Raw genomic sequence first — 10,638 nt, forward strand, 5'->3', positions numbered from 1 at the left:
TATCCGTGTTCTTGCAGGTTGTTGGCAGACAAGCCAGAATAAGCGGAAGTCTGCCGTTTGACAACTTCGGCGGAGAGCGTGATTTTTCTTTTCTCATACCGTTACCGCCTTATGATTTTTTCATTTTACGGCGTTTGTAGAAGAAGATACCTGCCAGTCCAGCACCAGAGGTCAAAAGAAGTGCAAGCAGTCCGTAAAGGTTTGTGTTATCGCCCGTTTTGGGACTGTCGCTCGGTCTGTTTGGCTTTTCTGGTGTCTGTGGTGTTTCGGGTTTCTCTGGTTTTTCTGGGGCTTCGGGTTTTTCCTTAAAGGTAATCGTCTGTCCCTTATCCTCAATGTCTTTATGCTCGGTAACTTTCTTCGGCTCGTCTGGATTGCTCAAGTCGTACAATTCTTCAAAAGTTACAAGCTGTTTTCCGTCAAGAGAAGTAGCGTCAAAGGTAAAGGAAACTTCCACTTTCATAGTTTCGCTGTCAGCAGTAAAGGTGTAATCACTTTCCACACGTTTTCCATTGATAAGAAGCTCTGCATTTTCTTCTTTCAACATCTCCCAGCCCACAAGTTTGTACTGTGTACCGACTTCTAAGCCCTCTAAGGTTACGGTATCAATGATTGTTACCTCTTTTCCAGCTTCAATCTCTTTGTTGCCGTCCTTATCGGTAGCAGTTGTATGAATTTTGATGATACGTTCTGTGATAAGTACCGTCTGCCCGTCGTTCTCAATGTCTTTATGTTCCGCAACTTTTACGGGTTCGTCTGGATTGCTTAAATCATACAATTCTTCAAAGGTAACAAGGTTCTTGCCACCTAAAGCAGACGCATTGAATGTATAGGAAATTTCCACTTTCATTTCTTCATCATCAGCGACAAAGGTATAATCGTTTTCTACACGTTTCCCGTCAATGATAAGCTCGGCGTTTTCTTCCTTTAACATCTGCCAGCCTTTCAACTGATACTTTATGCCTTTTGTAAGTCCGTCCAATTTTACAGTATCAATAATCGTAATCTCTTTTCCTGCAAGGATAGTCTTTTCGCCGTCTTTGCCGGTTGCTGAGGTATGGATAGAGATTTCTTTTTCGTATTCATCAGTCAGCGTTCCTAAATCAATCACAAGGTTATTTCTTGATACCACGATTTCAAAAGGTGGGATAAGTTCAAAGCCTTTGTTACTATCAGAGCGTAATTCTTCAATGATATAGGTATCGTAAGGTAACGCACCCTTGCTGTCGTCTGGTTCAGAAGTTCCAAACCACACACCGTCCTCGCTGGTCTTTCCTGCGTTTGTATTGTGCTTATGTGAAGCCCATTCAGCAGAAGTGGAGAATTGCCCGTTATCATCAGTTACCACAACATGATTTTCGCCCGTCGTCTTGCTTGTGATCCTAAAGGGAACATCAGCAAGACGCTTGTGTGTGCCTGCACCGATTTTTACACCCTCAATATCTCCACGCTTAATCTGATTATAGATAGAATGGGCTTCGTCGGTTAAGTCCACGATTTTTCCATTTTCTGTGATTGTAAAATCAATCGGTTTTGCACCGTCAGTTAAGTAACCGTCGGGAGCTTCACTTTCAACGATACGGAATTTTCCATAAGGTAAAAGGTCAGAAGAAGTAGAAGCGACACCCTCAATATCGGTACGAATTGTCTTTACCACTTCATTTTTCTTGTATAGCTTACCCTCAACCAAAACAGAATTATCATTTAAGGAAATGATGTCAAAGGCAGTATCTTTCAAAGTGGCACTTCCTTGTGGCTTTGTATCGCCCGTTTCTAAATCTCGTTTCTGAATTTTCACACCGCCACGGATAACTTTGTCTGATACGGAAAACTGGTTACTTCCAGATAATACGGCAAGGTCGCCGTCCTCGGTAATCTGTGTTACATATAAGCCCTTAATCTGTTCAGACTTATCGCCAGCCTGCATATATGCACCGTCTAACAAGTAGCCGTTTGGAGCTTTTGTTTCCTCAACAGTTAGCGTTCCAAGTGGAAGAACCGCCTTACCGTCCTGCATATAGAAGCTGTCGCCAGATACCTTGTATGCGTCCGCTAATTTTGTGATGTAGTGGGTTGTCCCGTCGCTGTCTGTTTCAGCGATTGTCTTTGTAACCCATGTACGAGTAGCTTCGGCAGGGAGATTGTCTTTGTTATAGAAGCCTGCATAATACTTCCATGTAAATTCCGCACCTGCTAAAGAAGCGTTCCCTTGCGGATTGTCTTTCTGTGTTTCCATATCAATCTTGAAAAGTTCAATCAAAGTGTCTGTTACTTTTGGCGTATCTGATACTTTCAATGTCGCTGTTTCGCCAGCTTTGATTGTTAATGGATAGACTGTTTTATCCACTTTATATCCTGCTGGTGCGGATAATTCCTTGATATAAACTGTGCCAGCCTTTACCTCTACAATATCTGTATTTCCGTTTTCATCAGTCGTAAGGGTGGCAAGCTGTTTTGTGCAGTCCTTATCAGAAAAGACACCGTATGTTGCACCAGCGATTGAGTAAATTTCGTTACCGTCTGTAATGCTGGTATTACTGGAAGTCTTTTGAAGTTTCGCATTTCCAACATTCAGTTTCGCCCAGAATTGTCCCAATTCCTGCCCCTCGCCAGAGTAGATATAACCGCCACATTCATAGCGTCCCTTATTTTCTTTGATAAAGGCTCTTGCACCAGAGAAAACTTCGTCCTGCGTTGCCTTTGGAATTTCATCATAAGAAGCTCGCACGTTGTCGCATTGCCAGCCTAGATGTACGCTCAATCTCTGCCAGACAACAAGCTGTCTTAAAAGGTAGGCATGATTGTTGCTTATTCCGCTGTGGCTGTCTGTGTACTGTTTCACATATTCGATAGATAAGGCAACGTCGCTTATCTGGTCGGCACTCATACGGGTGCTTGCGTCAGCTCTGGTCTTGTAGCCGTTCCTAAAATCTGTGTTAATGTCGATACAGTAAGCGTCCTCGCCCTCAACGGTCAAATGTCCCTCGTTAAAAGTAGAACCAATCGAACCGTCATTCATTACTTTTTCAACGATACCGACACGCTCTTTTGACTCCGTCCAGTATTGCTTGCTTTCTGCATGAACGGGTGTCGTCGGTAAAGCAGTAACGATAGTTGCAAGAGCTAAGAAGCCCGTACACAATCGTTTCCATGTCTTTTTCATAGTTTAATGCTCCTTTCATTTTGGGTATAAAAATAGACGCTCATTTCTGAACGTCTAGCCTTAAAATTCATTAGAACTATGCAGGATAGTTCATTTTATCTTCAATTTTCTGTATTTTTGTTTTTGTGCAATCGTAGCTAGAAAAAGCCTGTCCTACTAAAAATAGCGTGTTTTCAAGGTTTTTTAGCCTTGTTATCTTTATGAGGTCGCACCCTCAGCAGCCATGTCTTCTGTTAAATCAGAAATAGGATCTCCCACAGATTGGAAAGTATCGGCACTAAAAGGAATACCCGCACTATTTGTTGGATAGACACCTAATGTATGATCAGTAAAATAGGCATCTAATCCACCTTCTTTAATTTCTTGAGGTGTTAGACCATTGGTAAGTTGATAGAAAAGGGTACTAATAATTTCAACATGAGCAAGTTCTTCTGTTCCAATGTCTGTCAATAAGGCTTGAATTCTTGGATAAGGCATCGTATAGCGTTGATTTAGATAACGAAGTGCTGCTCCTAATTCACCATTAGGTCCACCAAGCTGTGAAATAACGATTTTAGCAGTTTTAGCATCAGGTTTTCTTACATTAACGGGATATTGCAAGCGCTTTTCATACAACCACATGTTGATCCTCCTTTCATCCAAGGAAATGGTTCATTAATATAGTTTTCAATATTCTTTCCGTCTCTATTTGTAAGAGCACCGCCATTTTTTAAATAAGTTTCTTTCATCTTTAAAAGATGCTTCATCCCTTCTTTATAATATTTTTTAGCTTCTTGATCATTAGGGTGGGTATCTAAAAACAAAGTAACATCTTGGATACAAAAATCCAATTTACTTATTTGTAATAATGTATCATCCACGTTGCATCACCCATGGTTTATCCAATTGTTTAAAAATAGTTCCTTTATCAAAAGCAACATTCATTTTATAGATATCTTTAAATGTTTGTATTTTGATAGAGGATATAGTTAATTCTAATTCATTCATATTTAACCTCCTCAAAATTATCTTATGAGACATTTTTTTTAATTTATAGGCAATTAACTATTGCATAATTGTTTTTTATATGATATATTAATTAGGTAAACCAAACTAGGGGTATAGTTCAATGGTAGAATACCGGTCTCCAAAACCGTTGATGTGGGTTCGACTCCTACTACCCCTGCCAGTTTGTGATAAACACATCTTAGATGTGTTTTTTATTTGCGTATTGTGAATATTGTTGTGAATAAAGTGAATAACTTAAGTTATTCACTTTTTTGCGCACAATTTGAACATTAATGTGAATAAAATGATATGATAGATAGGGTGATAAAGATGTTTAAACAAGTAATTTATTATTTTATAGCAGTAGTCGAACAAGGAAGTTTTTCAAAAGCAGCCAAAAAATTTTATCTATCACAATCAGCAATTTCTCAGCAAATCACAAAATTGGAAAATGATTTGGGATTTTCTCTTTTTGATCGTAGGACTTATTATCCAACATTAACAGAAGAAGGAAAAAGGTATTATGATCTTGCAAAGAAATTATTGAGTGATTATAAAAATGAATATAATGATATTAAAGAAAATTTACAAAAAGATGTGTTAACGATTGGGATTACAGGTCCTTTTGAAAGAAAGCATGTACCATTTATTGTTAAACAATTCAAAGAAAACGATACTATTTCAATTGATATCAAAGCTTTTAATTTATTTACCTGTATTGAAAAATTAAACAATCGAGAAATAGATATTGCTTTTGGCTTAAGTAATAACTTTAAAAATTATCCAGATCTTATTTATCGTACAATTTATCATTCACATGTTTGTGTCGTTACTTCTTTAGAACATCCTTTAAGTCATAAAGAATATGTAACAATTAAAGATATCAAAAATGAACCTCTTATTGTTTTATCGAAAAAACAAGGAAAAGAGTACTATCATGATTATATGGAAGCTTTCCGTTTAGATGGAATGATTCCTTATATAAAAAAAGAAGTAGATGATTTAAATGAATATGTGATGGCTATTTCTTTAGGGGAAGGAATAGGACTTTCGGCCACAGAGGTCATTAGTGAAAATGATCAAGTAGCAGTGATTCCTTTAAAAGAAAGTCATCATCATGCTGATTATGCTGTAGGATATCATCAAGATAATGGAAAAAAGGCGATACAACAATTTATGAAATATGTAGAAGATTATTTTAGACTATAAGAAAAACTTATAGTCTTTATTAATTTTTAAGGTCTATTTTATAAAAATATTCATGATATAATTTTCACATGTGGAGGTATGAACGATGAGTAAAATTGTTATTAATGGTGTTGATGGAAATTTTGGTTCATTAGTGGCTAAATACGCTTTAGAATTGATGAACAAAGAAGATTTAGTATTTACAGCACCTAAAGAAGAAAGTTTAAAAGAATATAAGGAACAAGGGATTCAAACAGCTATAGCTAATTTTAATGATCCTGAAGGACTTGTTAAAGTTTTTGAAAATGCGGATAAAGTTTTATTGATTTCAATGCCTTTTGTAGGTGAAAAAAGAAGACAAGCTCATAAAAATGCAGTAGATGCATGTGTGAAAGCAAATGTTAAACAAATTATTTATACATCTGTTTTATCAGCAGCACATCCATTTAACCCAAGCATTGAAAATGTAGATCATTCTTATACAGAAGCAATTATTCAAAATACATCGCTTGATTATATCTTTTTAAGAAATTCTCTTTTTGTTGAAGCATTTACAAGTGACTATTTAAGAGCAGTAGAAGCTAAAGAAACAACAATTTCTAAAAATATGGGTGATGGACGTGTGTGGTTTATTTCACGTAAGGATTGCGCTTATGCAGCAGCTTGTGCTTTAAATAATCATTTATTACATCGAGCTGTTTTAAATATTAATGGTTTAGAACCACTATCTTATGAAGATTTCTTAGCTATTGGAAACAAAGCAACAGGAAATCATATCACTTATACAAGACTTACAGATGATGAACTTTATGCTTATTTTGATTCAATTGGTGTTCCTAGAAATACGGATGGAGATTTTTCAAAAAGTCCAATTAAAGAAACATCAGAAGGAATGGTTACTTTTGGAACAACTGTCACACAAGGCTATTTAGATGTTCCTGTTAGTGATTTTAGTTCACTTACAGGAAGAAAACCATTATCTATTCAATATATCTTTGAACATGTAGATGATTATTTATTAGGTGATCGTCATCCAACAGAATAAAAAAATGAGGGAGACCTCATTTTTATTATGCACAATTGTGAATAACTTGTGATTTATGTGCATTAATTGTTTATAAGAATAATAATGATCAAAGAAACAAATAAAATCGTTACAATGGCTGCTAATGCTAAAATAATTTTATTGGTCTTCTCTTTAAAAATCTTTTTTAAAAGATAATAAAGACCAACACCGACAAGTACGCCTGTTGTATTCGTAATTAAATCTGTAATATCACTTGCTCCAAGACAAAAGATATATTGAGATAATTCTAATGAAATGCTTAATAGAAAACCAAGAAATATTGTTCGATCACTATTAATATTTAATGTTTTTAAATAGAGCCCAAAAGGAATAAAAATAATCAGATTATCAAGAACTTCTCTTATTTGATAAGTTGTCTTATTTGGATAATAGAAGGGAATTAAATTAATGCTTCTAAAATGTGGTAATTGATCAATAGAAACAGATAATTTAAAAAGTATGATCCAGATGACTAAAAATATGTAAATAGTAAATAATATATGTGTAGTTTTTTTCATAAAGACTCCTTCTATAGAAATAGGTTGAGGTAATACCCAACCTATTTGTTTTTAATGATGTCATATTTAGAAAAAATATCGAGTACAGCTGCCATATTTTCATCCTTAATAATATAATTTCTGTTTGGATTGATGGTGTTTTTAGTTGTAAAACTAATCGTTAATTCATAATAGTTTTCATAACCATGATAATCAGCGGATTTAGTAATTAAATTTTTGTTCATAATTTCGTACATACTTTTCATGAAATTTTTTTTATTTTGAATTGTAATATTTTTCGTTGTTAAATTCTCTATTTCTTGATTATCGACAGTTGATGGCTTATCTTCGTCAAAAATATAACGATCAGTAGAAAAATAGATTTCTTGGATATCCTTGTTTTTTGGTAATTCATAAATTGTATGAAGACCTTTGGTATTAGAATAAATATTAGAAAAACCAATGCAACCAATAATCAATAGAATAAAGAGAGAGGGAATTTTCCAACTGAAATAAACTTTTCTTTTTGAAAAATAATACATAATTAAATAAATGATGAAAATAACAGAAAACATGAGAGTTGTCATTTTTAAATCCTCTAGATCATACACAAATAACATCATTGATAATGTACTTAAAATAATAATCAATGGATACATAAAGATAGATTTTGTGTATGTTTCACTTTTTTCGAGTGTACGTTTTAAAAATAAATGATAATTAATCAATGAAAAGATAATACTTAAAATAAACCAATAGATAATAGGTGTATTAGAAACAAATGGCGATAATAAATAGTTTCCTTGGAAAAAACCACTATAAACAATACTTATATAATTAAGTAATAATTTTAATGATTGTGAATAGTTTCCATATCCCATCATAAATGTTTGGGCTACCTTGGTTGCACAAATATTAAGAGCAAGAAAAACAACAAAGGGTATGATCATATAAGCAATCGAACAAATTAAACTATCAGTCATATTTTGAGATGAAAGTGTTACAAATGTAATGATTGTATTCATCGCAAACATATGGACGATGGTGATAATTATTGCTAGAATAAATTTGTCCAATGGAAAAGAAATCATATAGTTACTAATAAGTTGGCTTATAATTTGGTAAATAACAACAGGTAGAATAGTTGCAAAGTAAGAAAATAAACTTGTTGTTAAATAAAGTGATTCTTTTTTTATTGGTAAGGAAAAGTAAAGTATATTACTTTTCTTTTTTTGTAAAAAAGAAAACAGATAAATAGGGACAATAAAAGATAACACAAATCCATAAGCTAAAGGAATTATTTGTGCAAAACGCGTTATATTTTCATCGTTTAAAGGTGCATAATCAAATTTATTGATTAGTAGAAAAGGAATAATGATTCCAATTACATAAATAAGAATAAGATATTTCTTATTTTGTTTTATTAAATATTTAAAATAATCTTTATTAATCATAGACACCATACCCCTTTCTTTCCATTTCATAAATAAATATTTCCTCTAAATTTACAGATAAAACTTCTAACATAATTGGATTGAACATTCTTAAATAATCTTTAATTTCATTGATGTCTCCTTTAACAACCATATTAATAACACGAGATTGTTTATGGAAAGAGAGAACATCTAAATGACTGAATTCTTCTTTGTTTAATTCTTCTTTAAAAGCTAATTGTATTTTATGAATATGATCTTTAATATCATAGAGATCACCCGATGTTGTCATACATCCATTGTCTAAAATCCCAAAGCTATCACAAATATCTTCTAATTCTCTTAAATTATGAGATGAAATAATGACTGTCATATTTTCATCAATGATTTGATTAATAGCTTTTTTAAAAGCTAAACGCATAACAGGGTCTAAACCATCAAAAGCTTCATCTAATAATAAATATTTTGGTGCAATTGCAAGTGCTAAAGCAAACATTGCTTGTCTTTTCATTCCTTTTGAATAGTCTTTTAAAGGTTTATTTTGTGGTAAACGGAATAAATCAACATAATGTTGATAGGTTTCTAAATTGAATTGTGGATAAAAAGTAAGATAGAAATCTTTCATTTCATCAATAGTAGCAAAGTGAAAATAGTAGGGATCATCACTAATGAATAAAATATCTTTTTTAACATCAGGATTTTCATAAACATCTTTTCCATCAAATAAAATACTTCCTTCATCGCATTTAGAAATCCCATTTAATAAATAAAGTAAGGTTGATTTTCCAGCTCCATTAGGACCAATCAAACCAAAAATACTTCCTGAGGAAATTGTGACATTTAAATGATTTAAAACATTTTTATTTTCAAAAGATTTCATCACATCTTTAATTTCAATCATACCGTTTCCTCCTTATATACTTCTTCAATAATTTCTAATAATTTGTCTTTGGTAATTTGATGCTTTTTCATTTCATTGACACATCCTTTAAAATCATCAAATTTATCGTCTTTAATCAATTGATCAGTTTGATTATCAGCAATAAAACATCCTTTTCCTTTAACGGAATAAATATAACCTTGGTTCTCTAATTCTTGATAGGCCTTAGAAACAGTATTAGGATTAACGCCAATATCTGTTGCAAGAGATCTTACCGAAGGTAATTTATCATTAGGAAGTAAAATGCCAATAGAGATAAATTCTAAGATTTGTTTTTTGAGTTGTTCAAAAATAGGAACTTTATTTTGAATATCTATTATAAACATAGAGTCCTCCTAACTGTATTAGTGTCACTAGTACACTAATACAGTATAATACATTTAATGATTTGTCAATAAGGTAAAGAAAAAAAGAACTCAATCATTGAATTCTTTTTCGTGTTTTTTGAAAAAATCATAAAAATAGCGAACATTTTCTAATTTATACCAAGGGGTCACTTCGTATTCTCTTGCATCTAAATTATAAATTTTAGCGTTTAAAGTACCTAACATAAAAGGAGAGTGTGTCGCAATAATAAACTGACACCCTAAATAATGTGTTAGTTCATTAATTTCTTGAGCTAAAGCAACTTGATTTGCAGGAGATAAAGAAACTTCTGGTTCATCTAATAAATAAAGAGCATTTGGTAAAAGATATTCTTGAAAGAACTGTAAAGAGGTTTCACCATTGGAATACTTTTCTTGAGAAAAAATGATATTTTCAATACGTTGTTCTTTCTTTTTATTTAAAACACTTTGTGCTTTTTCTAAAGATAATCCTTCTTGCATATAATCATAAGTTAAACCATGTTCTAAAATAGCTTTTTGTTGTATTTTTTTAATTTCATATAAAATATCTTCACTTTTAATATAACGACTATTTTCAGGTAGTTGATAAAAAGGAATACCATCTTCATTGCTGCCTAAGCTATAGGCACATTCATTTTCAAATCTTTCACAATAATTTTCATAGTAAGCATTACTTGCAGGCATTTCTTTTCCTTTTATTTTTAATTTACCAGCAATGATGTTAAGAAGTGTGGATTTTCCACACCCGTTATTTCCATAAAAAATTGTAATAGGTGCAAAAGAAAAAGGCTCTATGTACTTATCTCTAAAGATATTATAGGGATAAATATTAGGATTTTTGAGTGTTTGATTGCTTAATTTAAAACTACTTAAATAGATCATAGAATGAACCTCCTTTAATAATTTTATTTTATTGAACTTTCAATATAAAAACAATTGAGAAAGTTAATAAAAATTATTATTCTAAAGTGAAAAGTTAAATTCCACTTTAGATATGACAAAGTGGATTTTAGTCTT

At 32.4% G+C, this 10,638-nt stretch carries 11 protein-coding genes and 1 tRNA gene; 3 read left to right on the plus strand and 9 right to left on the minus strand.

What is annotated here, in order from left to right; all coding sequences use genetic code 11:
* Positions 1-109: 109 nt before the first annotated feature.
* The 4 genes from LJD34_RS14540 to LJD34_RS14555 all read right to left on the minus strand — a co-directional run bounded on the left by LJD34_RS14540 (position 110) and on the right by LJD34_RS14555 (position 4,150).
* Positions 110-3,163 carry an SrtB-anchored collagen-binding adhesin gene (locus LJD34_RS14540; RefSeq protein ID WP_148393265.1) on the minus strand — a complete coding sequence of 1,018 codons (3,054 nt, stop codon included), beginning with the start codon at positions 3,161-3,163 and terminating at the stop codon, positions 110-112.
* A 198-nt stretch (positions 3,164-3,361) separates the two neighbouring features.
* The gene (locus LJD34_RS14545) at positions 3,362-3,784 is read right to left on the minus strand and encodes a manganese catalase family protein (RefSeq protein WP_227360239.1); all 423 of its coding nucleotides are present in this window, start codon (positions 3,782-3,784) and stop codon (positions 3,362-3,364) included.
* Complete coding sequence (locus LJD34_RS14550) at positions 3,742-4,023, minus strand: spore coat protein CotJB (protein ID WP_032091629.1); 282 nt, start codon at positions 4,021-4,023, stop codon at positions 3,742-3,744. The genes LJD34_RS14545 and LJD34_RS14550 overlap by 43 nt, the downstream gene beginning before the upstream one ends.
* Positions 4,016-4,150: a spore coat associated protein CotJA gene (locus LJD34_RS14555; protein ID WP_081919096.1), complete on the minus strand. Its 135-nt coding sequence runs from the start codon at positions 4,148-4,150 to the stop codon at positions 4,016-4,018. Before LJD34_RS14555 ends, LJD34_RS14550 begins: the two co-directional genes overlap by 8 nt.
* Positions 4,151-4,257: 107 nt before the next feature.
* Here LJD34_RS14555 and LJD34_RS14560 point away from each other — a divergent pair.
* The 3 genes from LJD34_RS14560 (at position 4,258) to LJD34_RS14570 (ending at position 6,383) form a co-directional block, all read left to right on the plus strand.
* A tRNA-Trp gene (locus tag LJD34_RS14560) sits at positions 4,258-4,331 on the plus strand.
* 149 nt (positions 4,332-4,480) lie between these two features.
* Positions 4,481-5,359 carry a LysR family transcriptional regulator gene (locus tag LJD34_RS14565; protein ID WP_032091628.1) on the plus strand — a complete coding sequence of 293 codons (879 nt, stop codon included), beginning with the start codon at positions 4,481-4,483 and terminating at the stop codon, positions 5,357-5,359.
* Positions 5,360-5,444: 85 nt separating this feature from the next.
* Positions 5,445-6,383, plus strand: coding sequence for an NAD(P)H-binding protein (locus LJD34_RS14570; RefSeq protein ID WP_227360240.1), 939 nt, complete (start codon positions 5,445-5,447; stop codon positions 6,381-6,383).
* 62 nt (positions 6,384-6,445) lie between these two features.
* Here LJD34_RS14570 and LJD34_RS14575 read toward each other — a convergent pair whose 3' ends face one another.
* From LJD34_RS14575 to LJD34_RS14595, 5 genes are all read right to left on the minus strand, one after another.
* Entirely contained in the window at positions 6,446-6,922 is a 477-nt protein-coding gene (locus tag LJD34_RS14575) for a VanZ family protein (protein ID WP_117481384.1), read from the minus strand.
* A gap of 41 nt (positions 6,923-6,963) precedes the next feature.
* Entirely contained in the window at positions 6,964-8,355 is a 1,392-nt protein-coding gene (locus LJD34_RS14580; RefSeq protein WP_227360241.1) for a hypothetical protein, read from the minus strand.
* Positions 8,348-9,235, minus strand: coding sequence for an ABC transporter ATP-binding protein (locus LJD34_RS14585; RefSeq protein WP_227360242.1), 888 nt, complete (start codon positions 9,233-9,235; stop codon positions 8,348-8,350). Before LJD34_RS14585 ends, LJD34_RS14580 begins: the two co-directional genes overlap by 8 nt.
* Positions 9,232-9,600, minus strand: a complete 369-nt coding sequence (locus tag LJD34_RS14590; RefSeq protein ID WP_227360243.1) for a GntR family transcriptional regulator — start codon at positions 9,598-9,600, stop codon at positions 9,232-9,234. Before LJD34_RS14590 ends, LJD34_RS14585 begins: the two co-directional genes overlap by 4 nt.
* Positions 9,601-9,690: 90 nt before the next feature.
* Positions 9,691-10,503, minus strand: a complete 813-nt coding sequence (locus LJD34_RS14595) for an AAA family ATPase (RefSeq protein ID WP_032091622.1) — start codon at positions 10,501-10,503, stop codon at positions 9,691-9,693.
* Positions 10,504-10,638 lie beyond the last annotated feature (135 nt).

Origin of the sequence: Faecalibacillus sp. MSK20_93 (assembly GCF_020589945.1) — a bacterium.
GTDB classification, from domain to species: domain Bacteria; phylum Bacillota_I; class Bacilli_A; order Erysipelotrichales; family Coprobacillaceae; genus Faecalibacillus; species Faecalibacillus intestinalis.

Excerpts from the sequence above, each read along its gene's own strand:
- LJD34_RS14540 (WP_148393265.1), bottom strand. The coding sequence starts at position 3,163 with ATGAAAAAGACATGGAAACGATTGTGTACGGGCTTCTTAGCTCTTGCA.
- LJD34_RS14545 (WP_227360239.1), bottom strand. The coding sequence starts at position 3,784 with ATGTGGTTGTATGAAAAGCGCTTGCAATATCCCGTTAATGTAAGAAAA.
- LJD34_RS14555 (WP_081919096.1), bottom strand. The coding sequence starts at position 4,150 with ATGAATGAATTAGAATTAACTATATCCTCTATCAAAATACAAACATTT.
- LJD34_RS14565 (WP_032091628.1), top strand. The coding sequence starts at position 4,481 with ATGTTTAAACAAGTAATTTATTATTTTATAGCAGTAGTCGAACAAGGA.
- LJD34_RS14570 (WP_227360240.1), top strand. The coding sequence starts at position 5,445 with ATGAGTAAAATTGTTATTAATGGTGTTGATGGAAATTTTGGTTCATTA.
- LJD34_RS14575 (WP_117481384.1), bottom strand. The coding sequence starts at position 6,922 with ATGAAAAAAACTACACATATATTATTTACTATTTACATATTTTTAGTC.
- LJD34_RS14580 (WP_227360241.1), bottom strand. The coding sequence starts at position 8,355 with ATGATTAATAAAGATTATTTTAAATATTTAATAAAACAAAATAAGAAA.
- LJD34_RS14585 (WP_227360242.1), bottom strand. The coding sequence starts at position 9,235 with ATGATTGAAATTAAAGATGTGATGAAATCTTTTGAAAATAAAAATGTT.
- LJD34_RS14590 (WP_227360243.1), bottom strand. The coding sequence starts at position 9,600 with ATGTTTATAATAGATATTCAAAATAAAGTTCCTATTTTTGAACAACTC.
- LJD34_RS14595 (WP_032091622.1), bottom strand. The coding sequence starts at position 10,503 with ATGATCTATTTAAGTAGTTTTAAATTAAGCAATCAAACACTCAAAAAT.